This window comes from Rhizobium album (genome assembly GCF_003122325.1).
Classification (GTDB): Bacteria; Pseudomonadota; Alphaproteobacteria; order Rhizobiales; family Rhizobiaceae; genus Metarhizobium; species Metarhizobium album.
In genome coordinates, this window is sequence record NZ_QFBC01000005.1 from 23,204 (window position 1) to 46,608 (window position 23,405).

The window sequence follows — 23,405 nt, forward strand, 5'->3', positions numbered from 1 at the left end:
CCTTATGAGTCCATCTGCGCCAGCCGACCGGCAATCGCCGTGTCGATCAGGCCGCGCTCTTCGTCGCTCAGCCGGATGGTTCCGGCACGGGCATTGTCGAGCGCCTGGCGTGGGTTGCGGGCGCCGCAGAGCGCAAAGGTGATGCCCGGCTGCGCCAGCGTCCAGGCGATGACGACCTGGGCGATGCTCGCCCGGTGCGCGTCGGCAACGGGGCGGATATCGGCGGAGAAGGCCGCGACCTTCTCCCGGTTGGCAACGGAGAAGCGCGGATTGTCGCGCCGCTGGTCGTCGCCTTCGAACTCCCGGTCCGGGCCGATGACGCCGGACAGCAGGCCGAGCGCCAGCGAGGAATAGCTGAGCGTCGCAATGCCTTCCCGCGTCGTCACCGGCAGCAGCTCCGCCTCGATCTCGCGGTCGACCATGCTGAAGCGCTCCTGGATCGCATCGAGCCCGCCGATCCGCGCATAGTCTTCCAGCTCGGTGCGGCTGACATTGCTGGCGCCGATGGCACGGATCTTGCCGGCCTTGCGCAGATCTTCCAACGCCTCCATCGTCTCGGCGATCGGCGTCGTCGGGTCCTGCCAATGGGTGATGTAGAGGTCGATGTAATCGGTGCCGAGCCGTTTCAGGCTTTCCTCCACCTCGTGGAAGATCGCATCGCGGCCGAGATAACGGTGCACCGGCTTGCCGTCCTGATCGAAGAAATGCCGGCCCTTCTGCGTGTGCCAGACGAGGCCGCATTTGGTTGCGATCACCGCCTTGTCGCGCCGGCCGTTGAGCGCCTTGCCGACGATCTCCTCGGAGCGGCCGAGGCCGTAGGCGGGCGCGGTATCGATCAGCGTCACGCCGGCATCGAGCGAAGCCTGGATCGCGGCAATCGATTCCTTTTCGTCCGTGCCGCCCCACATCCAGCCGCCGATGGCCCAGGTGCCGAGGCCGACGGCCGATGCGGTGACGCCGGATCTGCCGATGTCGCGAGTGATCTGGGAAGCGGTCATGCAGAAACTCCATGGGCAAGATCGAGGATGCGGGCGCTGGTGCCTTCGTCGGTCACCAGCGTATCGAGATGGCCGCCGCGCAGGACGCTGAGGATCGGCCCGGCCTTGTTCGGGCCGCTGGCGACGCCGATCTTGTTGGGGATCGAGGCGAACTCGTCGAGCGTCAGGGAAACCAGCGAGCGGTTGAGGCTGTAGTCGCAGACGCCGCCGCCGGCATCGAGCAGGTGGGCCAGCAGTTCGCAACTGGCGCCGGAACGTTCGATGGCAGCACGGTCCGTGGCGGAGGACGGATGCAGGTCGTAATAGCTCGAATCGTCGCTCATGATCGAACCGATGCCGACGACGGCATGGTTTGCCTCACGCGCCAGCCGGAAGACGTTCGAGACCGAACGCATGTTGATCAGCATTTCACGCTGGTCGGCATCGTCGGCGAAGAGCGGCGCGTGGATCTGGTAGGCCCGGCCGCCGAGCTTGTCGGCCATCAGCGTCGCGACATGGTTGACGTCGGTATAGTGCTTGCCCTGGACGCAGCCGGTGGCCGGGATAACCTCGACATCGTAGCGCCGCGTCGGCTTCAGCCCGGCGACGACGGCGCTGACGCCCTTGCCGCCGGTGATGCAGATGGTGTCGCCGTCCTTGATCGTGTCGAGCAGCAGCCGTGCCGCCGCCTCGCCCGTCGCCTGCAACGAGATCTGCGGATTGTCGGAGACCGTCGGCACCACAACGGCGCGGTCGATGCCGCCGAGCGCCAGAAGCTGTTCCTCCATGTCGACGAGCTGTTCGACCGGCGACTTGATCTTGATCTCGACCAGTCCGAGCTGCCGGCCGCGCTTGATCAACCGGTTGACCGTCGCATGCGAGATGCCGAGCCGGTCGGCGATCTGCGCCTGCGTCAGCCCTTCGAGAAAGTGCAGCACGAGCGCCTGGTGCATCTGCCGCGCGATGACGATCTCTTCGCGGGGGCCGGAGGAACCGGCGGATTTCTTGACGAGCTTGCCGATGGCCATGCTCAGGCCTTTCGCTTGTGCAGGAAGTGGTCGATGGAAACCGCCGCCAGCAGGATGCAGCCCTTGATCATGTCCTGCCAGTAGACCGAGACATCGAGCAGGATCAGCGACGAGGCGACGACCGAGAGCAGCGCGATGCCGAGGATGGCGCCGAGAATGGTGCCCGATCCGCCGTTCAGCGAAGCACCGCCGATGACCGCCGCCGCGATGATGTTCAGTTCCATGCCGACGCCGAAGGTGGGGGTCGCCGCACCGAAGCGGGACATGTAGATGACGCCTGCGACACCTGATAGCGTCGAGCACATCACCGTCACCCAGAATTTCACCTGCTTGGTCTTGATGCCGGAATATTGCGCCGCCTTCTCGTTGCTGCCGGTATAGAACACCTTGCGGAAGGCGGTGGCGCGGCGCAGCAGGAAGTCGAAGACGACGACCACGGCGATGAAGATCAGGATGACATAGGGCACGCCATAGAACGTCCCCTGCCCCACCGCCTTGAATTCCGGCGGCATGGTGAACAGCGACAGCGGCGTTCCCTTGGTAATGATCAGGCAGAGACCGCGCACGATGACCATCGCCGCCAGCGAGGTGATGAAGTGGTTGAGCCCGACCACGGTGACGAAGAAACCCATGATCGCCCCGATCGCCGCGCTGGCGAGGATGCCGAGCAGCGAGGCGCTCCACGGATCGAGCCCGAGCAGGAACAGCGAGCCGGCAAACACCATGGCGAAGCAGACGACCGAGCCGACGGCAAGATCGATGCCGCCGACGATCAAGAGCACCGTCATGCCGACCACGACGATGCCTTCCACCGAGAACGACATCAGCATCGCCCGGAAATTGCCGAGCGTCAGGAAGTGCGGCGACGCGAACGTCATGATCACGCACAGTGCCAGGATGATGGCGATCAGTCCCGCCTCGCGCATGGAACCGAGCCGGCGCCAGGAGGAGACCCGCTCCCCGCCGCCTGCCATTGTATCGACTGCCATCTTCGTCTCTCCCTTATCCTTCTCAGACATGCGCGGACGCTCTCCGTTCGTTGTCCGCCGTCTCCATGGTCACGCCGGAGGCCAGTCGCATGACATTTTCCTCCGACATGTCCTCTCCCGTCAGTTCCCCGGCGATATGTCCCTCGCGAATCACCGCCACCCGGTCGCAGAGGCCGAGCAGTTCCGGCAGTTCCGACGAGATCACCACGATGCCGATGCCGGTTTCGGCAAGCTCGCGCAGAAGCCGGTGGATTTCCGACTTGGCGCCGACATCGATGCCGCGCGTCGGCTCGTCCATCAGGATGACCTTCGGATTGACCGACAGCTGCTTGGCGATCGCCACCTTCTGCTGGTTGCCGCCCGACAGCGATGAGACGGGGTAATCGATGCCGCCCATGCGCACGCCGAGTTTTCTGGTGAAATCGCGGGCGAGGTCCGCTTCCGCCCGGGCGTTCAACAGCCCGAAGGCCGTCGTCAGGCGCTTCAGATCCAGCGCCGAAATGTTCTTGGCGATCGACAGGTCGAGGAAAACGCCCGATCCCTTGCGATCTTCCGAGAGATAGACGATGCCGCTCTTCACCGCGTCCGCGTAGGAGCCGATCTTTTGCGGCACGCCGTGCAGCAGCACGCCGCCCGTCGTCACCGGCCGCAGGCCGCAGATGCCTTCGGCAATCTCCGTCCGCCCGGCGCCGATCAGGCCGCCGATGCCGAGGATTTCGCCCTTGCGCACCTCGAAGCTGATCTTCGAGAACCGTGCGCCGTCACCGAGATCGCACACCGACAGGATGACGTCGCCCGGCGCGCCCGCCAGTTTCGGCGGATAAAGCTGGGTGATTTCGCGACCGACCATGCGGCGCACGACATAATCCGCATCGACATCCTTGATCCGGTCCGTCGACACATAACGCCCGTCGCGGAACACGGTCACGCGGTCGCAGAGGCTGAAGATTTCAGCCATGCGGTGGCTGATATAGATGATCGAGATGCCCTGCGCCCTGAGATCGCGGATGATGCCGAACAGCACCTTGGCTTCCGCTTCCGTCAGCGCCGCCGTCGGTTCGTCGAAGATCAGCACGCGGCAGTCGAGCGTCAGCGCCTTGGCGATCTCGACGAGCTGCTGGTTGGAAATCGACAGCGTCGAGACCTTGGCGTCGACGGGGATCGGCGCCAGCCGGTGCATGATGTCCTGCGCCCGGCGATTGAGCTCACGATAGTTCATCAGCGGCGCCTTGCGCAGGCTGGTTGCCGCCATGAACATGTTTTCCGCCACCGTCACGTCGGGGCAAAGGGCGATTTCCTGGTGCACCAGGCCGATGCCGAGTTTCTGCGCCGTCGCCGGCGAGGCGATGCGCACGACAGTGCCGTCGACGCGGATCTCGCCCTCGCTCGGCTGCAGCACGCCGGCGATGATGTTCATCAGGGTCGATTTGCCGGCACCGTTTTCGCCGCACAAGGCGTGGATCTCGCCGCGTTCCAGCGTAAAATCGACGCCGCTCAAGGCCTTTACGACACCGAAATGTTTGGAAACGTTGCGGATTTCCAGAGCGGGACCGCTTGCGGCCGAAACCGTCGATGCCATCGGGGTACTCCTCGTCTTCTCCTGTCCGGATCGCCGGCGGACGAAGCGGGCCGGAACCGGCCCACCCCAGACCGCCGAACGACGGACTTACTCCTCGATACCCTTCGTACCACGACGCTTCAGGTACTTGTCCCAATAAAAATCATCGGCGTTTTCGGCCGTGACGATCGACAGGCCGTTGTCGACGAAGGGAACGCTCATCGGGTTGAAGCCGGAACGCTTGGCATCGTTCATCGGGTCGATGAGTTCCGGATGCTTGGCGAGCCAAAGCAGCATGAAGCCCATGTAGCCCTGCATGCCCTGGTTCGGGTTGATCGAACCGAATACTTCGCCGGCCTTGATCATGTCGAGGATGTTGGCGTTGACGTCGGCGCACATGACGAGCACCTTGCCGCCGCTTTCCTTCGAGGCCTGCGCCGCGCCGATCGCCGAGTTGGCTTCCGGCATGAAGACGGCGCCGAGGTTCGGGTTGGCCTGGATGATGCTGAGCAGGCCCTGATAGGCCTTGGTCGGGTCCTGGTTCGACGCGGCGCGACCGACCAGCTTCATCTCAGGCCACTTTTCCTCCATGCGGCCGATGAAGGCGGCGATGCGCTTGTCGTGATTGTCCTGGCCGGGGTTTTCCAGGACCGCATATTCACCCTTGCCGCCCAGCTTCTCGGCCAGCGCGTCGGCGGCGTAGATGCCTTCGCGGGTGTTGTCCGAGGTGATGAACGAGATGCGCTTCGACAGCGGCGAGTCGGCGGCGAAGGTGACGACCGCAGTGCCCTGGTCGATCGCCCGGTTGATCGGCTCGATGAACGGATCGGAGTTCATCGGATGGACGAGAATGCCGGCCGGGTTCTGCGCCAGGGCCTGGTCGAACGTGGCGATCTGCTTGTTGACGTCGTATTCCGGCGTGCCGGTATAAGCTGTCTCGCAGCCAAGCTGCTTGCCGGCCTGCTTGAACATCTCATAGACCGGGAACCAGTATTCGACGCCGGAAACCATGACGTTCATGACGTATTTTTCGCCCGGCTTGCAGCGGAACGGGTTCTCGGTTTCCTGAGCCGACGCCGTTCCGGACAAAAGGGTGGCTGCCAGGGCCGCGGTTGCGGCCATGCTGAAAAATGTGCGCAAATGTCCTCCTCGAGGCCGAAGCCCCTCCCAAAAATAACCCTCGGCGCTCTGCGCCTGATCTGTGGAACCGCGGGTTCTCCTCGATCCGCGGTGAAGGCAAATTGCGCGGTTCCCCCGGCATTGTCAATATAATTCATGCAATGAAATATATTTCACATCCATGCATCGGAGAACACCTCTTGGAAAGAGAGGCGGCCCGAATAATTCCCCCAGCCAACGCGTTCTCGAAATATCAGCACCGAAATCTTGAAAGCACCAATGTAGTGCTTTATATATTTTACCATGGGTACAAAGCTTAAAGCCGCTGTCACGCTTGTCCTTCAACTCGCTGAAAAGGAGCGGGGGATGCTTGATGAAACCCTGACTGCCTATCGGCGGGCCATGGCGATCCTGGACCGCACGCGGGGTGCCAACCTGGTGGCGCTGCATGAGGCGGCCTATGAAGAAATCAGGACGAAGACCGGCCTGCCGTCGCGAATGGCCACGCTGGCCCTGCGCGATCACAGCCGCCGCCGGACGGATGAAACCGTCTCGGACATTCCGCTCGATGCCAAGCTGTTTGCGGTCAAGGGCCCTGACAGCGTCAGCATCGCCACCGTCGCCGGACGCATCGTCGTGCCCTATGCGGTCAGCGGGTATCGCAGCGGCTGGAGCGATTTTGCCGAGGCGCGGCTGGTCTTCGATGGAAATTCGATCCGCATTCAGGCCGGTATCCAATCCGGCTTCCAACCGAACACGGAGGCTTCCATGACCAATGAAGGTATTCTTGTTCGGCTCGGGCGTGTCATCGCCGGTGTCGTCAACAATGCAGTCGATGCTGCAGAATCATCCAATCCCACTGCCGTCGCCCAGCAGGCCGTCCGCGAAATCGGCAAGATCGCCGAGGAAGCACGCACGGCGCTTGGCATCGCCGTCGCCGCCGGTCACCGCCTGAAGGCCAAGGCCGGTGATCTCGACGCGGAAATCAAGGATCTCGACGAGAAGATCAAGGTCGGTCTGGAGAATGGCCGCGAGGATCTCGCCCGCGCCGCCACCGGCCTGCAGATCGACCTCGAAGCGCAGCGCGAGGCGCTGTCCAAGGCGATCCTTGAAAATGCCGCCGAAATCGCCGAGGCGGAAACGACGCTGCGCAGCATCGCCTCGGCCCGCGCCGATGCGCAGAAGCGGCTTGAGGACGCCCAGCGGGCGGAACGGGCGGTGCCGACATCGGCGGCCACGCCGTCGCAACGAAACGACCGCCGCCTCGCGGATGCCCTCGGCGCCGTCGAGCGCGTCACCGGCGTTCCCGCCAAGCCGACCGATGGTGCCGCCGAAGTCGAGGAACTCGGCCGGATGCAGCGCGACAACGCCATCGAGGCGCGTCTCAGGGCCTTCCGGGAAGGTCAGCGCTGATGGAGAACGTCGTCCAGCCCGGCACGGCCCCGTTCTGGATCGCCTTGCTGACGGTGGCGGGTCTCGGCATCGTCGAGCTCGTCTCCGTCCTGCTCGGCGGCTCGGCTTCCGGACTGATCGACGACGGGCTCGGCCATCACGGCCATCACGTTCCCGACCATTCGGAGGCCGGCCTGCTCGGCGGCTGGATGTCCTGGCTCAATGCCGGCGGCGTACCGATCCTCGTCCTGGCGGTGATCCTGCTGTCCGCCTTTGCGGCGGCCGGTTTTGCCATCCAGGCGATGTGGTCCAACGTGACGGGCGGCCCGATGCCGCTTTATGCCGCCATGACCGGCGCCGTGGCAGTGGCGATCCCGGTCACCCGCTGGACCAGCAACGGCATTTCGAAAATCATCCCGCGCGATGAGACCAACGCCGTCGAGCAGGCCGATTTCATCGGCCTCGTCGGTATCGTCACCCTGGGACCGCTCGACCAGGGCAATCCCGGCACGGTTCGCGTCAAGGACCGGTTTGACAACATCCACATCCTGCGCACCCGTGCTGCACCCGGCCATGTCATCGCGACGGGCGAACAGGTGCTGATCGTCGACGGCGAGGCAGGTCTTTTCCAAGCCATTCCGGCGCCGCCGGAACTGGGTCATTCCCACACTGAGAATCACGGGGGCTAAACGACCATGGACTTTCTTTCGTTAGGACTGATCGCCGGCGTCATCGTAGTGGCTGTCGTCGTCATCGGCATCATCATGACGTCGCTTTATACGCGAGCGACGCGGGACAAGGCATATGTTCGAACCGGCCTCGGCGGCAAAAAAGTCGTCCTCGACGGCGGCTCGATCATCCTGCCGATCTTCCACTCCTTCTCCTGGGTTTCGCTGAGCACGCTACGACTGGAAGTCAAGCGCTCCGAACATGAATCGCTGATCACCCAGGACCGCATGCGCGCCGACATCACGGCCGAATTCTACGTCCGGGTCAAACCCGACGCCGAAAACATCGCGCTGGCGGCCCAGACGCTCGGCGACCGCACCAACGATGCCGACGCCCTGAAGGCGCTGGTCGAAGCGAAGTTCGTCGACGGCCTGCGTTCCGTCGCCGCCACCATGACCCTGCGCGACCTGCAGGAGCAGCGCGCGGAATTCGTCAAGTCGGTGCAGGCGGCCGTCGCCCATGACCTGCAGTCCAACGGCCTGGAACTCGAATCGGTGTCGCTGACCCGCCTCGACCAGACCGATATCAAGCACTTCAACCCCAACAACAGCTTCGACGCCGAAGGTCTGACTGCGCTCACCAAGATCACCGAGGAGCGCAAGCGCGAGCGCAACCAGATCGTTCGCGACAACGAAGTCGAGATCGCCACCAAGGACCGCGAAGCGGCGCTGCGGCGGCTGACCATCGCCCGCGAGCAGCGGGACGCCGAACTGAGCCAGGAACGCGACATCGCCAACAAGACCGCCGAGACCCGCGCCGAAGCGGCGAAGGCGGAACAGCTGGCACGGCTCAGCGAAGAAACGTCCCGCCTCGACACCGAACGCGGCATCGCCGAGCGCGACGCCGAGGCCCGGCAGATCCGCGAAACCGCCCGCATCGAAGCCGAGCGCGGCATTGCCGAACGCGAAGCCGAGGCCCGCAAGATCACCGAAACGGCCCGCATCGACGCGGCGATCGCCGTGGCGCAGAAGGTCGAGCAGGAACAGGCCGCCCGCGCCAAGGCCGACGAGGCGAAGGCTGCGGCAACCACCGCCGAAGAACAGGTCATCACCGCCCGCGAGGTCGAGATCGCCGAGCGCGCCAAGCGCATCGCCGTTCTGGACGCCCGCAAGGCCGCCGAGCAGGAAGCGACGGCGCTGACCGTCAAGGCGGAAGCCGAACGCCAGGCCGCCGAAAACCTTGCCGCCGCGACGAAGATCGAAGCCGACGCCGAGGCCGAGGCCGCCAAAATTCGCGCCGCCGGCGTGATCGCGCTCGGCGAGGCCGAGGCGCAGGCCGAACGGGCGAAGAACGAAGCCCGCAATGCCCTGGCCACCAGCATCATCGAGTTCGAGCTTGCCCGCGCCCGCATCGCCATCGTTCCGGATGCGCTTCAGCAGGCCATGAAGCCGATCGAGAAGATCTCAGACATCCGCATCTTCAGCGCCGGCAATCTTGCCGGGGCGATGGGTGGAGCGAGCGGCGAGCATACGGGCAATGCCGTTGGCGATCTCAGCAGCCAGCTTCTCAGCTTCACTGCGCAGAAGCCGATCCTCGACGAAATCCTTGCACAGGCGGGTTTCAAGGGCGCGGACGCCACACAGGCGCTACTGGCGGCTTCCGTCGGTGCCGTCGGGGAAAAGGCCGCCGCACCGAAGAAGCAGGCCAATTCGACGGTTCAGAACGCGACGCCGAATCCTTCGGGCAACCCGGAAATCTGAGCGAATATTCGATAATACCGCCTGCCGGACATCCGGCAGGCGCCTATTGCTCCTCGACCGCGAATTGTGACCGCTCGAACAGCAGGATCACGATCAGGGCGATGACGAAAGGGATGAGAAGGTAGAACAGGCGGAACACCACCAGCGCCGCCAGCACGTCCGCCTGGTCCATATCCGGCAAGCCGGTGATGAACACCAGTTCCAGCACGCCGAGGCCGCCGGGCGCATGGGAAACCAGCGCCGCGGAAAAGGACACCAGGAAGATGCCGAGCACGACGAAATAGCCGGGGTTCCCCGCCTCGGGCAGGGCGAAATAGATGATGCCCGCCGCCGCCAGCAGTTCCAGCGGCCCGATCACCAGTTGCTGCACCACCACCGGCGGACGCGGGTAGGAAAGTTCGAGCTTGCCGAGCGACAGGGTGCGAAATCCCAGCATGCTGCCGATGACATACAGCGACACGAGAGCGAGCAGCACGAAGCCGGTCGTGCGCGACGCATCCAGCGGCAGGACATCAACGAAACGTTCGACGATCGTCGGCTCGAACACCAGCACGATGCCGCCGAGCAGGACGGTGCCGAGCATGAAGGTAAACGAGCAGAACGCCACCAGCACGCCCACCTCCTGCCCGGTCAGGCCGCGGGAGGTATAGGCCCGGTAACGCACGACGGCGCCGGACAGAACGGACGCGCCGACATTGTGGGACAGGGCGTAGGTGGTGAAGGAGGCGAGCGTTATGAACAGCCACGGCACCTTGCGCCGGAGATGCAGAAGCGCGATGCGATCATAGCCGGCAAGGGCCGCATAAGCGAGCAGCGTCGCCGCGCCCGACAGCAGCCAATTGTGCAACGGGATCGCCCGAAAGCTGGCAATCATGTCGTCGAGGGAAAGGCCGCGCAGTTCCCGATACAGCAGCCATATCGAGAAGACGACGGCAGCGAGACCGATTACCGGCCAGATGTATTTCTTCAAACTCATCCAGCCAGCCCGTGTTCTTTTCCCGTCAAACCCATGGTCCTCCACGTTATGATGATGCGTCCATCTACCCACGGCAGGTGCGGGCGTGACAAGTGTATTTTTACCAAAGCCGCCGATGTGGAACCAAGCGATGCGGGTATTTGCAGCGGTCTTCTGGCAATCATCCGTCCATTCCCTTTCCTTTTTCTGAACGGCCGCGCATTTTTGGGACACGAACCAAAAACGGCGAACGGCCTGTTCAGGCCAGTGTTCCAGCAGCCAACGCCGGATATGCAATTTTTTCCGAAAGCGGTGGAATAGCACCGGCCGGGCTTGCGTATACTGGGTCATGGAAAAGAAACGCAGCCCTTTCGACATCGTCGGCCAGTTGGAGACCCTGCGGCGTTACGCGCGCTCGCTGGTGCGCAATGCCGACGAGGCGGAAGACCTTGTGCACGATGCGCTCGTCCGGGCCTATGAGCACGAAAGCAGCTTCCGGCGCGGTGCCAACATCCGCAACTGGCTGCTGTCGATCGTGCACAACACCCATATCGACCGCATCCGCCGCGCCCGGTCCCAGACGCGGCGCGTGGAGGCGGCGGCACAGGTGACAGAACAAGCGGCCCCCGCCGATCAGGACCATGCCGTCCGCCTGCGCCAGGTGCGCGAGGCGTTTTTCGCCCTGCCGGAAGAGCAGCGCGAAGCCCTGCATCTCGTGGCGATGGAAGATCTGTCCTACCAGGAGGCGGCCGACGCGCTCGGCATTCCGGTCGGAACGCTGATGTCGCGCATTTCGCGGGCACGGGAAAAACTCAGGAATTTCGAAGACCAGGCCGGTGCCGCCAAGGGCGGCCACCTGCGACTGATCGGAGGAGCAGACAATGAAAAGCGTTGATCCCATCGTCGAGACCGATCTGGCCGCCTATGTCGACAACCAGCTCGGCATCAATCGCCGCATCGAAGTCGAGGCCTATCTCTCCGAAAACCCGCAGATCGCGGCGCAGGTGATGGCCGACCTCAGCCTCAAGGGCGAATTGCGGCTGGCGCTCGCCGACCAGAACAGGGCGGCGCGCCCGCAGACCCGCGATGCCGCGCGTCGGCTCGAAGGCGCGCTGTCGCGCGGCCGCCTCTTCTCGACCCTGCGCCGGGCCGCGGCCGTCATCCTGCTGATCGCCACCGGCTGGCTGGCCAATGCCTATGTCGGGCCGTTCGGGGCGACCAGCGTCGTCGCCTCCGTGCAGCCGCCGGCTTTCGTCGAGGAGGCCGTTCGCGCCCACCAGACGACGCTGCTGCGCGAAACCATGCACTCGCAGCGCGAGACCGCCGATTACGATGCCAACGACATCCGCGCCGCGACCGGCATCGTCATGCCCGCTGTTCCCAAGGGCTGGCGGGTGATGGACGTGCAGATCTTCCCCTCCGCCTTCGGCCCCAGCGTCGAAATGGCGGTATCTCCCGGCAAGGGCGAAGTCTTGTCGCTCTTTGCCGTGCGCCCCGGCAATTTCACCGTACAGCAGGCCCTGCCCTTCGCCAGCGGCGTGACGCAGGCGTCCTACTGGCAGATCGGCGAGGTGGCCTACGCCCTGGTTTCAGACACCCGCAAGGCCAACGAACTCAACGGCATAGCCCAGAAGCTCGCCGGCTCGCTCTACTGATTTTTTCCATTCATCGAATCGGACAAGGAGAACGATCATGAATACAAACCCCAGTCGTTTTGGGTATAATCCCGCCGCGCAAAGCCAGGCGGTGTTCGACGAAAGCCTGCGCAAGCACATGCTGCGCGTCTATAACTACATGGGCGCCGGCCTGGTGCTGACCGGCCTCGTCGCCTTCATCGTCAGCTCGACGCCGGCGCTCTACGTGCCGATCTTCTCCACGCCGCTGAAGTGGGTGGTGATGCTGGCGCCGCTCGCCTTCGTCTTCTTCTTCTCGTTCCGCATCCATTCGATGTCGGCGCGTACCGCACAGTTGACCTTCTGGGCCTTCTGCGCCGTCATGGGCCTGTCGCTGGCGTCCGTGTTCCTGGTCTTCACCGGAACCAGCATCGCCCGCACCTTCTTCATCGCCGCAACGATGTTCGGCGCCACCAGCCTCTACGGCTACACCACCAAGCGTGACCTGTCGCAATTCGGCTCGTTCCTGATGATGGGCCTGATCGGCGTCATCATCGCCTCGGTCGTCAACATCTTCCTCGGCTCTTCGGCGCTGCAGTTCGCGATCTCGGTGATCGGCATCGTCGTCTTCGTCGGCCTGACCGCCTGGGACACGCAGAACATCAAGGAACAGTATGCGGAAAACTTCGACCAGGAATCGCAGCACAAGCTCGCCGTCTTCGGCGCGCTGTCGCTCTACCTGAATTTCGTCAATATCTTCCAGTTGCTGTTGTACTTTACGGGCGAGCGCGAGTAAGCCGCCCGCCGCAAAGGAGTATTATCCCATGGACCAGAACGACCGCCAGGCGATCGACGGCCTCTTCGGCAAGCTCTCCCAGGTGGAGCAGCAGAGCGGCCAGCGTGACAACGAGGCCGAGGCCTTGATTCGGGAACGGGTCGCCGCCCAGCCCGCCGCGCCCTATTTCATGGCGCAGACGATCGTCGTGCAGGATCAGGCATTGCAGGCGGCGCAACAGCGCATCGAGCAGCTCGAATACGAGGCGGCCAACCGGCCGGCTTCCGGCGGCCTGCTCTCCAGCCTGTTCGGCGGCGGCAGCCGCCCCGCGCCCCGGCCCGCCCTTCAAGCCGACCAGGGCCAGACCTATCAAGGCCAGAACGCCGGTAACGGCATGGGCGGCGTTCCCAACGGAGCGCCGATGGGGCAGCAGGCGGGCGGCCCGTGGGGCCAGCAGGCAAACGGCGCCCAGCGCGGCGGCGGCTTCCTTGCCGGCGCGGCCCAGACGGCGATGGGCGTTGCCGGCGGCGTGCTGCTCGGAAACGCCATAGCCGGCATGTTTGCCGGCGACACGGCCAACGCCGCACCGGCGGCCGAACAGCCGCAGGACGACGCGGCCGATCAGGATGACGATTTCGGCGGCGACGCCGGCATGGACGACATGGATTTCTGATCGCATCCCCGCAATCGGCTTGCCGCGCTCCATGGGGCGCGGCAATTGCCTTTGTGCCATGACTGCTCTATCGAAAGACGAAAGAGGCCCGGCCGAGGTGCCTGCCGTTCAGCCATCAAAGAGCAGGTCATGCCGTTACGCCGTTTCATAACCGACCGACGGGAAAACCGGGTCGCCATGCCCGTGCTCCTGTGGCGCGACATGTTTCTCATCGGCACGACGCTGAACCTTATTTTCCTCGCCCTCGCCGTGACGGCAGCAGCTTCGGGCCTGCCGGATTGGGCCGCCCTTCTGATTTTTCTGCTGCCGCTTCCCTACAATCTTTTCATCTGGTCGTCGGTATGGCGCAAGGGCGGGGTCATGTCCGCGCTGGAATGCTGCGTCAGCCGCAGTATAGCCAGCCTCTGGCTGGGCGCATCCCTCGTCATCTGAAGGATCTATTTCGGTTCACTCATATGTTTCGGCCGGAAGCATGAATATTTACTTTCATTTAACCAGAAACGGCCGACATGGTTAATTAATTCCTTACAAAATCTCCGAATCACAGGATTTAAGTTATTTCGTCCTGAATCTTCTCTCTTTCCCTGAAAAGATGTTCTTCCTCGGAACATATTTCCATCCGGATCGTTTTGGCGTTTCAAAGGGCAAGAATACAAGCCCGAGTGTAAACAGTGACGTGACACATGACTTGAAGGATTGGCATGACCCCAGCGTGTCTGCTCGCCGGACGGGTCATCGGATCGGAAAGGATCAGGTTATGGAGACCAGCAAGGACCAGGATGGGGACGATATGAATCATCGTGTGCTGATAATCGAGGATGAATACCTCATCGCCATGGACGTCGAGGACATGGTCTCCTCGTCGCCCGTCGAAGCGGACGTCGTCGGCCTTGCCAGCGACAAGGAAAACGCGCTCATCCTCGCGCCGCTGGCCGATATCGCGCTTGTCGATGTCAACCTGTCGGATGGTCCGAGCGGTCCGGAAATCGGACGCATCCTCGCCGAAGATTTCGGCGTAACCGTCATCTTCATGACGGCCAATCCGGAAATCGTGGCCATGGGCGTCAAGGGCGCGCTGGGTGTCGTCAGGAAGCCCGTCGATTCCCGTACCATCGAGCAGCTGCTGCAATACGCCATAGCCCGCCGCAGTCACCAACGCGCTCCCGCGCCGAGAGCCATGCAGGTTTTTGCCGCGTAGGAGCCGGTGCGGGGCTTCAAGCCTCCTTGATGACGAGACCGCCGGAAACCGGGTCGATCATCGTATCGTAGACCACCGCTTCGCTGGCGGAATCCGTTTCCAGCATGGCGTGGATCTGCAGGCGCAGGACACGGTCCATCCAATCCTGGTTCTGCACGAGTTGAACCGAAAGGTCGCGGAAACGCGGCTCGAAGCGCTGGATGATCGACTGCAGATGATCCTGAAATTTTCGCTGCTGCACCGGCGTCGCGACATGCTGTCCCTGCAGCGATGGCAGCCCGAAGGCGAGAATCGATTTCTGCAATTCCTCCAGTGCCGGATCGATCGGCAAATGTCGCGGACGGGTATTGAACAGAATCTCAAGATCGCGCCGCACCGATTCCCGCAGTTCACGCATGGCGCGGTCGGCATTTTTGTCCGTCTCGACGCTATCGCCCTGCAGAAGCCGGTCGAAAAGAGCCAGACGGGGCGGTGCCTTGGGCGGATGCCGTGCCATCTTACCTTGTCCTCGTCGTCTGGATTTCCGTCCGCATCTTGAACCCCGAGACCACCTGGTCGAACTGGAAATGCGGTTGCAGGTGCATGACGCAACTCATCGTACCCGGTCGGCCCGGAACCTCCCTCACCTCCAGCCGTGCCCCGCTCAGGGGATAACGCGCCTTGAGATCCGGCCCGGCGTCGGTGTTGCCGATGGTATAGTTGCGCAGCCATTCCTCCAGATACCGCTCCAGATCCTGCGGCGTCGAATAGGCGCCGACCCGATCCCTGGCCATGACCTTGACGTAATGCGCGAAGCGACTGATGCACATGACATATTGCAGCATCGAGGAAAGCCGGTCATTCGCCCGCTCGGCAACGTCGCCCTCTTCCGTGGGCAGATGCAGCGACTGGGCGCCGAGCATGACCATGGAGCGGGTGAAGTTGCAGGGGCTGAAAGAGATGAAGCCGAGGTCCTCGAGCGCCTTCTGCTTCTTGTCGGTCAGTTCGACCTCCAGCGGCCGTCGATAGCCGGCAATTTCCTTGGTCGAGAAATCCGGAGAGGGCAGATCGGAAATGACGCCGCCACGATTGCTGTCGCCGCGCGTGCCGCAGACATCGGCAAACCAGCCCCATTCCTTGAAGGCCCGGATCGCCACCACGCCGAAGCCGAATGCGGCATTGCCCCAAAGCCACGAATCGAGACCGATGCCGCCTTCGATGTAGCGAAAACCATCCTGCCGGACGGCACTATCCTGGTAGCGGTCGCGCAAAAGAATTCGCGGCAGGGCGATGCCGACGAACCGGCTTTCCTCCCGCTCCCGCAGCTTTCGCCAGCGCTGATATTCGGCGAGACGGAAACTGGTGTCGAGGCGCTGCGAATAGGACAGGTCGGCAAAGGTCGAAACGCCGAAGAGTTCCGGCGCCGCTCCGATCACGCAGGGAGAAAAGGCGGCGGCCGCAACCTGGGCGATGCTGGACAGCGTGCTGACATCGTCGGTCACCGGCCCGGCGCCGGACGAGAAGCGGTGGCGCACGGCATAATCGCAGATCAGCAGGCCGTAAGGCACGCCGCCCGGCATGCCGTATTCCTCATTGTAGACCTTGGCAAAAAGGGTGCTCTGGTCGAATTCGATCGACCGGTCGAAATCCCGCGACAATTCCAGCCATGTCGCATTGAACAGCCGCAGGCGAATTTTCTCGTCGTCGTCGCTTTCCGCGATCAGCAGGTCGACACCGCGCCACGCGGCTTCCAGGCGCTTGAACTCCGCGGCGTGGAGGATTGCATCCACCTGGTCGCCGATCAGCGCGTCGAGCGCGGCGATATCGCGCATGAGCATGGCGGAGATACGGCTCGGCTCGGTGCGGGCGACCTGCTCTTGCGAAAACCAGCGGGCCAATCCGGCCGTCCGATCGTCTTCACCGAAAAAATCGTCGAGCGCGGCGGCGAGTTCTTCGCCGCCGCGCCCCAAAACAGCATCGACAATGCTGCGCCGAAGATCGAGGCTTACGGGCTCGCTGTCTGCAGCGGGCCCATCCGCATCAAGAACCCCGGCATTCATCATGCGATCAACCCATCTGCGGGATGCGCGCAACCAGACGCATGGAAGCGGTCAGTTCTTCCATCTGCAGCCACGGACGCAGGTAGGCAACGGCGTTGTAGGACCCCGGAGCGCCCGGAACTTCCTTGACCGTGACCTGGGCTTCGGCGAGCGGATACTGTGCCTTCATTTCGGCGCTGGCTTCCGGATTGCCGTTGACGTAGTTGCGGATCCAGTTGTTCAGCCAGGATTCGCAATCGCCGACTTCCATGAACGAACCGATCTTGTCGCGGCCCATGACCTTCAGGTAGTGCGAGAAGCGCGAGGTCGCCATGATGTACGGCAGGCGGGAGGAAATGGCGGCATTGGCCGTTGCGTCCGGCTTGTCGTATTTCTTTGCCTTCTGGGTCGTCTGCGCCCCGAAGAAGACGGCATAATCCGTGTTCTTGTAGTGGCACAACGGCAGGAAGCCGAGCTTGGAGAGTTCGGCTTCGCGGCGATCGGTGATACCGATTTCCGTCGGGCACTGCTGGTCGGCATCGCCGTCATCGCTGGTGAAGGTGAAGCTCGGCAGGTTCTCGACCTTGCCGCCGCCTTCCGCGCCGCGGATGGCAACGCACCAGCCGTACTTGGCGAAAGCCGTCGTCAGGCGCTCGCCGAGCGCGTAGGAGGCGTTCATCCAGGTGAACTGGTCCTGCTCCATCTTGGTCACGATGCCGTTGGCATCGATCGGCGCTTCCTCGAACTTGAACTCCTCGATCGAGGTGCCCTGCGAACCGTACGGCACGCGTGCGAGAACACGCGGCATGGTCAGCGTCACGAAGCGGCTGTCTTCGCTCTCGCGGAAACCGCGCCACTTGATGTATTCCGAGCTCTCGAAGATCTTTTCGAGGTCACGCGGCTTGGACAGGTCGGTGAAGCTTTCCAGGCCGAACATCTTCGGGCTTGCGGCGGAGACGAACGGCGCGAAGGAAGCGGCCGCGACATTCGACATGCCCTGCAGGATTTCCAGGTCCTCGGTGCCGTTGCCGAATTCATAGTCGCCGATCAGCGCGCCGTAGGGCTCGCCGCCGGGGGTGCCGAATTCGTTTTCGTAGATCTTCTTGAAGACCTGGCTCTGGTCGAATTCGACGGCCTTGGTCAGATCCTTGTGCAGTTCCTTCTTGGTCTGGTTCAGAACGCGGATCTTCAGCGTCGCCGACGTTTCGGAGTTCTTCACCAGGTAGTTCAGGCCGCGCCAGGAGCCTTCCAGCTTCTGGAAGTCCGGGTGATGCATGATCGCCGTCAGCTGCTTGGACAGCTTTTCGTCGATCGCCTGGATGGCTTTGTTGAAGGTCTGCGTCAGGTTCTTGGAAAACGTCACCGTGCCCGAGAGGGCTTCGTCGGTCAGCGTCTTCAAGAGGTCCTGCATCTCATCCGGTTCGGCGGTCTTGGTAACCTGGATGGCCTGGTCGAGCAGGCTTAGCGAGCCGGTGGCTTCCGCGGCTGCTGCGCCGCCTTCGGTTTTGACTTCGGTGCTCATCTATCAGCCCTCCTTCTTCTCGCTGCCCAGCTCGCCGGCGAGCGCCGACAGTTTCTCGGTGTTCTGCAGAACCTCTTCGAGCAGGCTTTCCAGTTCTTCCGAACGGTCGACCTTCGACATCAGGTCGCGCAGCTTGTTGCGGACGGCCAGCAGCTTGCGCAGCGGCTCGACCTGGTCGACGATCGAGCCCGGCTCGAAGTCTTCCATCGAGTTGAACTTCAGCGAAACCGCCATCTGCGACTCGTCGCCAGCCAGCGTGTTGTCGACCTTGAATTCCGCGCCGGGCGTCATGCGCTTCATGACGTCGTCGAAGTTGTCGCGGTCGATCTGGATGAACTTGCGATCGCGCAACGGCTTCAGCGGCTCGTAGGGCTTGCCGGAGAAATCGCCGATCACGCCGACGACGAAAGGCAGTTCCTTGCGAACCTGCGCGCCTTCGGTCTCCACGTCATAGGTAATGTGGACGCGCGGAGCGCGCACTCTCTTCAGTTTTTGTTGAACGCTCTCTGCCATGACAATCCCTCTGTGTCAGTTGCCGTTTGGAATCAATGCGATGCTACGTTTTATACTCAGTATCCGGAGGATTCTACTTCCGGCGGCTTGATGCCTGCCGCAAGAAGTATTCTCTGGATATGACTTGGATCTTCCGCCAGTTCGGCGAGAAGTTCCGGCAGGGTGAGGCGCGCTCGCCGAACCGCATCCTCCAATGTGTAGGATATCGGCGAGTGAGGCTCGGTCTTGCGGAAATAGTTCGAAATCCGAAGCAATTCCGCCAAAGCTTCGTCACGGGAGGCGTAACCGTCGATCTTGCGGACCTGCACCATCGTGACGGTGCCGTCGGCACCCGTGGTTTCCACCGCCTCGCCGCTCTCTTCGCCGGCGCCGGCTTGCGCATCACCATAAGAGGAAACGGCAAGTTTGTCGGCGGCAAAATGCTTGAGCGAGCCAAGAATCTGCTCCAGCAACTCGCGGAGTGCGGACGTCGGCGGTGCATCCACACCGGCAACCGCATCGAAGGCGGCCGACATCTCCGCCAGCGCCGCCAGCGTCTCCTCGATCAGCGCTGCCGTTTCGCCAAAGCGTGCTGCCGGGGTTTCGGCAACGCTCTGATTGAACTGCTCCATGGTGATGGCGCCGTTGTCAATCCGTTCCTGGCGCTTGTAGGTGTCGGTGATCTTCTCGAGATCCGTCGCCTGCTCGAAATTCCACAAGGAATAATCCGCGAGCGAACCGAAGGTCAGCGGGACGAGACGGGTCGGCTGGATCAACGTTCCCACCGCGCCGGCGCCGCTGAGGCCCGCGACGGCGGAAACCTTGCTTTCGATGCCGTCCTCGTCAAGCTCCGGGAAACACGGCTCCCAGAAATTCTGGACGATGCCGGTGATCACCCTGAAGCCGTCTCGCAGCCCGGCAAATCCTTCCTGGCGCAGCAGGGCCTCGACGAACCAGGCGGCAATTTCCAGATCCTTGGCATGGTTGGCGAGGATGGTCGCCGCCGTCTCGGCAACGACATCCCATTCCTCCGGCGGCGGACCACCGAGATCGACGGCGGCACGTTCGGCCGAACGCGCGGCGTTGCGCGCATCCTTCGTCTGGTAATAAAGCGACGACGAAGAGGTATCGGCACGCGGATCCGTTCCCGCCGGCGCATCATCGCTGATGGGCTGGAGCAGAGCGTCGATATCGATGACCGGCGTCAACGCCATGAGCAGGCTTCCTTTTCAGAGAGAAGAACCCGGACGAGCTTTGTCCCCTTCACCGCGGGCGCGGCAGAAACAACAAGGACAGTCGACTGTAATTCCACTCTTATGCGCAAAATGTTAAAGAGCTTGAAAAGCCCCGATTGTTTCTTCGCAACCCTAGCCTGCCGACTTCAGCGGCCGGTCGTCCTTCAGCCAGCCATTGCCGCCGTTGGCGATGTTGATCCCGCGCACCACCGACGCTTCGAAGCGCTTCAGCAGGCTCTGCGGCGCACCACCGGTGATGGACAGCAGGACGGAAGCGCCGACACCGATCGGTCCGAGCTTCGGATCTGCAGGCGCGTCCGGCATGCCTTCCGGCGCCAGGCTGCCTCCGGACCAGAACACGGCCAGTGCCGCATAGGCCGCCGCACCCTCGAACTTCGCCTGTTCGGCAACGGCAAAACATGCCCGCCTGCGCTCTTCGTTGGGACCGTAAACCCAGGCGGCGGTCCGTTCCAGGCACGTCGCCTCCAGTTCGGTCGGCTGGGCGATATTCGTATGCGCCACGACGCAGGCCCACCAGACCGCCTCACGCACGGGCAGCGAGAACGCCAGGAAACGCACGGCATCGCCGACCTGCTCCGAATCGACCAGCAGGGAAAAATAACCTTGCGGTGAAAGCTCCGGAAGCAGAAAGGCGCGCGCCTCGGTGGATAGGTCGACGCGTTCGCAAATCTCCGCTGCCGTCGCGGCACTCACCTTGCGGAACGGTTCGTTCTGGATCTTCACAGTCCGCGCTCCTAGTTTATCTTCACGATACCGCCCTTGACGGTGACCATGCCGTCACCGGCAACGTCCACAATCGGCGCCTGCAGGCCTGCCTTCGCATCTCCCTTTATCGTGATCTGAACCGCCTTTATGTTGATGCCGGCCGGCGTCAGCTCGATGGTGCTCGTCCCGCATTTCAAAGTTATGCCTTGTCCTGCTTCCAGGAGAATTTTTCCGGCACTCGCCTTGGTTGTCTGATTTCCGAGCGAAACGGTTAACGTATCGTCGCCCTTGTCGAGGGTCGTCGTCCGGTTGCCCATCGAAAGGGTCAGCGCATCGTTACCCTTGTCGAGCTTTGCCGTCCGGTTGCCCTGCGACAGCGTCAGCGTATCGTTGCCCTGGCCAAGCGTCGTCGTCCGGTTGCCCTTGTCGATGTCGAGGGTCTCGTTGCCGGTCTCGATCTTCTCGACACGGTTGCCCTTCTTGATCGTGAAGGTATCGTTGCCTTCGGTGATCGTCGAGGTGCGGTCGTTCTTGATCGTCCGGGTCTGGTCATGGCCGACATCGAGCACGTCGTCGTTTTCGACCTCGCGCGTAAAATCCTTTTCCGCATGGAACAGGATTTTTTCGCTGCCCTTCTTGTCCTCGAAAGACAATTCGTTGGCGTTGGCGACCTGGCCGTCCTTCGTCGAGCGCGTCAGCAGGCCGCTCTTCGTCATGTTGTCCGGCAAGGCCCATGGCGGCATGTTGTCGGCATTGTAGACGGCGCCCGTCACCAGCGGCCGGTCGGGGTCGCCGTCGAGGAATTGCACGACGACTTCCATCCCGACGCGCGGAATGAACATCATGCCCCAGGCGCTGCCTGCCATGCTTTGCGCCACGCGGATGAAGCAGGAACTCTGCTCGTTGTTCTTGCCGTGGCGATCCCAGAAGAACTGGACGCGAATGCGGCCGTATTTGTCCGTATGGATCTCTTCCTGCGATGCACCGACGACCTTCGCGGTCACCGGCCCGCGGGCGATCGGCCGCGGCACGGGCAGAGGGCTTCGCGCCGGCTGCGTGGAAATCACGCCGGTAAAACGGTTCGAATAGGACGGCTCGCCGCCGCTGCCGCCCTGCATGGTAAAATGCGTGCGATTGTAGGCCTCGTGGTAGACCTCGGTCAGCACGTAAGTCTTGTTGCTCTCGGCATCGATCGGATGTTCGAGCGTAAAACGGTGGCCGGGCAAAAAGCTGGCGCAGCTCGAATCGCCCGAAATCGTCTCGGTGACGCGGTCCGAGGCGTCGACGGCGGCGGCCGAGAGGCGGTTGAGCGTCGCCTTCTGGAAGGAATCGCCGGGAAAGCGGAAATGCGACCACGACTTGTCGGCGGCCGGCGCCTTCTTGGTGGTCTTCGTTCCCGAGACGTTTTCGCTCGGAACTTCGAAATTGTAGTCCTGAAGCTCCCATTTGGTGTCGGTGAGCCCGCGTCCGATATCCAGGACCGAAATCGAGTCCACCGTATTGCCGCCGTTGGGACGATAGACCACCTTATCCTGCAGGCAATCCTTGTAGCCGTTGGCGTCATCGGCAAGGACCAGGGTATGGGCGCCCTGCGCATGGGTGAAAAAGTAGAAGATCCCCTCTTCGGCAAGCAGCCGCTCGACGAAGGCACGATTGGTCTCGCCGTACTGGACGCAATAGTCGCGCCGGTCATACGTCGCGTTCAGCTTCTTCTCGAACTTGATGCTGTCTTGGCCGAGGATTTCCTCGACGATCTCGACCGCGGTCTTGTCCTGGAAGATCTTGTAGTCCGAGGTCCGGTCGAGGACCCAGAAAGTCGGCGAAATGGTCAGATTATAGATACGGTAGCCGCTGCGCGTCAGCGCGCCGCCGGAAAACGCCGTGACGATGCCGTTCACCAGGCGCCGCTGAGCCGCCGGGTGCGACATCTGCAGCGTCACGCTTTTGCCGAGAAGGTCGCCGGGCGCAATTGTTTCGCGCTCGCAGAGAGCCTCCGCGTGGAATTCGAAAAGCCGCGAGATGCCTTCGACCCCACGGACACCGGTTGCGACAAGCACATCCTCGCCGAGCGGCGTGTCAAGGGTCAGCCAGCGCTCCGCCTGAGTCAGTGTCGTCGTCATGGAAGCATGATCCTTAGAGGCGCCTGGCTAAACGCCAAGCGCCAGGATTTGGTCAATATCAGCCGCTCTTGGTGGTGGAGAGGTCGTAGCTGACGGTCACCGGCGTGCCGGCCTTGTTGTTGCTGTCGTACGGAATGAACTTGTATTCGATCTTGGTGAAGTTGATCGAAATGGACTCGCTCGGCCGGTCGCCGCCGGTGCTGATCGAATAAGCGGAGACCAGCGCATTGGTCAGCGTGTATTCGGCATAGGTGTTGCCCGGGCTACCGGTGCTGACGAGATGGATTTCGACCTTCTTGCCGGCAGCGCCGGTCGCCGATTCCGTGAACAGCTTGGAGGAAGAGCTGTCGAGCATCTTCGTGACGGTGACTTCGCTGACGCTCGGCTCGCTTGCTTCGCGGTTTGCTGCCGCACCTGCCGGCGTCGAGATCGCACGACCGAGGCCGAACTGCAGGCTGCCGATGTCGATCCATTTCTGGTGCTTGTCGTGCGTTGCTTCGCCGTCAATACCTTCGTACTTGAGATAAATTGCCATTCGTTAGCTCCCGTTGGTGTGTCAATTTCAATTATTGGGCTTTACTCTTCG

General features: G+C 62.7%; 23 protein-coding genes. 9 read left to right on the forward strand and 14 right to left on the reverse strand.

Annotated elements, in window-relative coordinates:
* Positions 1-2 precede the first annotated feature (2 nt).
* The 5 genes from DEM27_RS13100 to DEM27_RS13120 form a co-directional block, all read right to left on the reverse strand.
* On the reverse strand, positions 3-998 hold the full coding sequence (locus DEM27_RS13100) for an aldo/keto reductase (RefSeq protein WP_109458696.1): 996 nt from the start codon (positions 996-998) through the stop codon (positions 3-5).
* The gene (locus DEM27_RS13105; RefSeq protein ID WP_109458697.1) at positions 995-2,005 is read right to left on the reverse strand and encodes a sugar-binding transcriptional regulator; all 1,011 of its coding nucleotides are present in this window, start codon (positions 2,003-2,005) and stop codon (positions 995-997) included. Before DEM27_RS13105 ends, DEM27_RS13100 begins: the two co-directional genes overlap by 4 nt.
* 2 nt (positions 2,006-2,007) lie before the next feature.
* The gene (locus DEM27_RS13110) at positions 2,008-2,994 is read right to left on the reverse strand and encodes an ABC transporter permease (protein ID WP_109458698.1); all 987 of its coding nucleotides are present in this window, start codon (positions 2,992-2,994) and stop codon (positions 2,008-2,010) included.
* A 22-nt stretch (positions 2,995-3,016) separates the two neighbouring features.
* Positions 3,017-4,573, reverse strand: a complete 1,557-nt coding sequence (locus DEM27_RS13115; RefSeq protein ID WP_109458699.1) for a sugar ABC transporter ATP-binding protein — start codon at positions 4,571-4,573, stop codon at positions 3,017-3,019.
* 87 nt (positions 4,574-4,660) lie between these two features.
* A complete protein-coding gene (locus DEM27_RS13120; RefSeq protein WP_109458700.1) occupies positions 4,661-5,692 on the reverse strand; it encodes a substrate-binding domain-containing protein in 1,032 nt (343 codons plus the stop codon).
* Positions 5,693-6,037: 345 nt separating this feature from the next.
* Between DEM27_RS13120 and DEM27_RS13125 the strand changes: the two genes are divergently transcribed.
* Genes DEM27_RS13125 through DEM27_RS13135 form a run of 3 tightly spaced genes read left to right on the forward strand, consistent with a single transcriptional unit; the run spans position 6,038 to position 9,492 of the window.
* On the forward strand, positions 6,038-7,084 hold the full coding sequence (locus tag DEM27_RS13125; RefSeq protein WP_165823416.1) for a PspA/IM30 family protein: 1,047 nt from the start codon (positions 6,038-6,040) through the stop codon (positions 7,082-7,084).
* Positions 7,084-7,752 (forward strand): OB-fold-containig protein, encoded by a 669-nt coding sequence (locus DEM27_RS13130; RefSeq protein ID WP_109458702.1) that lies wholly within the window; start codon positions 7,084-7,086, stop codon positions 7,750-7,752. The genes DEM27_RS13125 and DEM27_RS13130 overlap by 1 nt, the downstream gene beginning before the upstream one ends.
* Positions 7,753-7,758: 6 nt before the next feature.
* Positions 7,759-9,492 (forward strand): flotillin family protein, encoded by a 1,734-nt coding sequence (locus tag DEM27_RS13135; RefSeq protein WP_109458703.1) that lies wholly within the window; start codon positions 7,759-7,761, stop codon positions 9,490-9,492.
* Between the two features lie 43 nt (positions 9,493-9,535).
* Here DEM27_RS13135 and DEM27_RS13140 read toward each other — a convergent pair whose 3' ends face one another.
* Positions 9,536-10,468 (reverse strand): lysylphosphatidylglycerol synthase domain-containing protein, encoded by a 933-nt coding sequence (locus DEM27_RS13140; RefSeq protein ID WP_109458704.1) that lies wholly within the window; start codon positions 10,466-10,468, stop codon positions 9,536-9,538.
* A gap of 328 nt (positions 10,469-10,796) precedes the next feature.
* On the opposite strand from DEM27_RS13140, the gene DEM27_RS13145 reads away from it, so the two are divergent.
* The 6 genes from DEM27_RS13145 to DEM27_RS13170 all read left to right on the forward strand — a co-directional run bounded on the left by DEM27_RS13145 (position 10,797) and on the right by DEM27_RS13170 (position 14,706).
* A complete protein-coding gene (locus DEM27_RS13145; protein WP_109458705.1) occupies positions 10,797-11,342 on the forward strand; it encodes a sigma-70 family RNA polymerase sigma factor in 546 nt (181 codons plus the stop codon).
* Positions 11,329-12,102, forward strand: coding sequence for an anti-sigma factor family protein (locus DEM27_RS13150; RefSeq protein WP_109458706.1), 774 nt, complete (start codon positions 11,329-11,331; stop codon positions 12,100-12,102). The genes DEM27_RS13145 and DEM27_RS13150 overlap by 14 nt, the downstream gene beginning before the upstream one ends.
* Before the next feature lie 37 nt (positions 12,103-12,139).
* Positions 12,140-12,856 (forward strand): Bax inhibitor-1/YccA family protein, encoded by a 717-nt coding sequence (locus DEM27_RS13155; RefSeq protein ID WP_109458707.1) that lies wholly within the window; start codon positions 12,140-12,142, stop codon positions 12,854-12,856.
* A 28-nt stretch (positions 12,857-12,884) separates the two neighbouring features.
* Positions 12,885-13,508, forward strand: a complete 624-nt coding sequence (locus DEM27_RS13160) for a DUF2076 domain-containing protein (RefSeq protein ID WP_109458708.1) — start codon at positions 12,885-12,887, stop codon at positions 13,506-13,508.
* A gap of 177 nt (positions 13,509-13,685) precedes the next feature.
* Positions 13,686-13,940: a hypothetical protein gene (locus tag DEM27_RS13165; protein WP_109458709.1), complete on the forward strand. Its 255-nt coding sequence runs from the start codon at positions 13,686-13,688 to the stop codon at positions 13,938-13,940.
* Between the two features lie 325 nt (positions 13,941-14,265).
* A complete protein-coding gene (locus tag DEM27_RS13170) occupies positions 14,266-14,706 on the forward strand; it encodes a response regulator (protein WP_109458710.1) in 441 nt (146 codons plus the stop codon).
* A 16-nt stretch (positions 14,707-14,722) separates the two neighbouring features.
* On the opposite strand, the gene tssE is transcribed toward DEM27_RS13170, so the two are convergent.
* The 8 genes from tssE to DEM27_RS13210 form a co-directional block, all read right to left on the reverse strand.
* A complete protein-coding gene (tssE, locus tag DEM27_RS13175; protein WP_109458711.1) occupies positions 14,723-15,202 on the reverse strand; it encodes a type VI secretion system baseplate subunit TssE in 480 nt (159 codons plus the stop codon).
* A 1-nt stretch (position 15,203) separates the two neighbouring features.
* Complete coding sequence (tssC, locus tag DEM27_RS13180) at positions 15,204-16,748, reverse strand: type VI secretion system contractile sheath large subunit (RefSeq protein ID WP_109458712.1); 1,545 nt, start codon at positions 16,746-16,748, stop codon at positions 15,204-15,206.
* Between the two features lie 4 nt (positions 16,749-16,752).
* Positions 16,753-18,246 carry a type VI secretion system contractile sheath large subunit gene (gene tssC / locus DEM27_RS13185; protein WP_109458713.1) on the reverse strand — a complete coding sequence of 498 codons (1,494 nt, stop codon included), beginning with the start codon at positions 18,244-18,246 and terminating at the stop codon, positions 16,753-16,755.
* Positions 18,247-18,249: 3 nt separating this feature from the next.
* Positions 18,250-18,759 carry a type VI secretion system contractile sheath small subunit gene (gene tssB / locus DEM27_RS13190; protein WP_109458714.1) on the reverse strand — a complete coding sequence of 170 codons (510 nt, stop codon included), beginning with the start codon at positions 18,757-18,759 and terminating at the stop codon, positions 18,250-18,252.
* A 56-nt stretch (positions 18,760-18,815) separates the two neighbouring features.
* Positions 18,816-19,952: a type VI secretion system protein TssA gene (tssA, locus tag DEM27_RS13195; protein WP_109458715.1), complete on the reverse strand. Its 1,137-nt coding sequence runs from the start codon at positions 19,950-19,952 to the stop codon at positions 18,816-18,818.
* Between the two features lie 153 nt (positions 19,953-20,105).
* Positions 20,106-20,717 (reverse strand): DUF6931 family protein, encoded by a 612-nt coding sequence (locus DEM27_RS13200; RefSeq protein ID WP_109458716.1) that lies wholly within the window; start codon positions 20,715-20,717, stop codon positions 20,106-20,108.
* 11 nt (positions 20,718-20,728) lie between these two features.
* Entirely contained in the window at positions 20,729-22,819 is a 2,091-nt protein-coding gene (locus DEM27_RS13205) for a type VI secretion system Vgr family protein (protein ID WP_109458717.1), read from the reverse strand.
* Positions 22,820-22,877: 58 nt separating this feature from the next.
* Positions 22,878-23,354: an Hcp family type VI secretion system effector gene (locus DEM27_RS13210; RefSeq protein ID WP_109458718.1), complete on the reverse strand. Its 477-nt coding sequence runs from the start codon at positions 23,352-23,354 to the stop codon at positions 22,878-22,880.
* Positions 23,355-23,405: the final 51 nt, after the last annotated feature.

Excerpts from the sequence above, each read along its gene's own strand:
- DEM27_RS13100 (WP_109458696.1), bottom strand. The coding sequence starts at position 998 with ATGACCGCTTCCCAGATCACTCGCGACATCGGCAGATCCGGCGTCACC.
- DEM27_RS13105 (WP_109458697.1), bottom strand. The coding sequence starts at position 2,005 with ATGGCCATCGGCAAGCTCGTCAAGAAATCCGCCGGTTCCTCCGGCCCC.
- DEM27_RS13110 (WP_109458698.1), bottom strand. The coding sequence starts at position 2,994 with ATGGCAGTCGATACAATGGCAGGCGGCGGGGAGCGGGTCTCCTCCTGG.
- DEM27_RS13115 (WP_109458699.1), bottom strand. The coding sequence starts at position 4,573 with ATGGCATCGACGGTTTCGGCCGCAAGCGGTCCCGCTCTGGAAATCCGC.
- DEM27_RS13125 (WP_165823416.1), top strand. The coding sequence starts at position 6,038 with ATGCTTGATGAAACCCTGACTGCCTATCGGCGGGCCATGGCGATCCTG.
- DEM27_RS13130 (WP_109458702.1), top strand. The coding sequence starts at position 7,084 with ATGGAGAACGTCGTCCAGCCCGGCACGGCCCCGTTCTGGATCGCCTTG.
- DEM27_RS13135 (WP_109458703.1), top strand. The coding sequence starts at position 7,759 with ATGGACTTTCTTTCGTTAGGACTGATCGCCGGCGTCATCGTAGTGGCT.
- DEM27_RS13140 (WP_109458704.1), bottom strand. The coding sequence starts at position 10,468 with ATGAGTTTGAAGAAATACATCTGGCCGGTAATCGGTCTCGCTGCCGTC.
- DEM27_RS13145 (WP_109458705.1), top strand. The coding sequence starts at position 10,797 with ATGGAAAAGAAACGCAGCCCTTTCGACATCGTCGGCCAGTTGGAGACC.
- DEM27_RS13150 (WP_109458706.1), top strand. The coding sequence starts at position 11,329 with ATGAAAAGCGTTGATCCCATCGTCGAGACCGATCTGGCCGCCTATGTC.
- DEM27_RS13155 (WP_109458707.1), top strand. The coding sequence starts at position 12,140 with ATGAATACAAACCCCAGTCGTTTTGGGTATAATCCCGCCGCGCAAAGC.
- DEM27_RS13160 (WP_109458708.1), top strand. The coding sequence starts at position 12,885 with ATGGACCAGAACGACCGCCAGGCGATCGACGGCCTCTTCGGCAAGCTC.
- DEM27_RS13165 (WP_109458709.1), top strand. The coding sequence starts at position 13,686 with ATGCCCGTGCTCCTGTGGCGCGACATGTTTCTCATCGGCACGACGCTG.
- DEM27_RS13170 (WP_109458710.1), top strand. The coding sequence starts at position 14,266 with ATGGAGACCAGCAAGGACCAGGATGGGGACGATATGAATCATCGTGTG.
- tssE (WP_109458711.1), bottom strand. The coding sequence starts at position 15,202 with ATGGCACGGCATCCGCCCAAGGCACCGCCCCGTCTGGCTCTTTTCGAC.
- tssC (WP_109458712.1), bottom strand. The coding sequence starts at position 16,748 with ATGATGAATGCCGGGGTTCTTGATGCGGATGGGCCCGCTGCAGACAGC.
- tssC (WP_109458713.1), bottom strand. The coding sequence starts at position 18,246 with ATGAGCACCGAAGTCAAAACCGAAGGCGGCGCAGCAGCCGCGGAAGCC.
- tssB (WP_109458714.1), bottom strand. The coding sequence starts at position 18,759 with ATGGCAGAGAGCGTTCAACAAAAACTGAAGAGAGTGCGCGCTCCGCGC.
- tssA (WP_109458715.1), bottom strand. The coding sequence starts at position 19,952 with ATGGCGTTGACGCCGGTCATCGATATCGACGCTCTGCTCCAGCCCATC.
- DEM27_RS13205 (WP_109458717.1), bottom strand. The coding sequence starts at position 22,819 with ATGACGACGACACTGACTCAGGCGGAGCGCTGGCTGACCCTTGACACG.
- DEM27_RS13210 (WP_109458718.1), bottom strand. The coding sequence starts at position 23,354 with ATGGCAATTTATCTCAAGTACGAAGGTATTGACGGCGAAGCAACGCAC.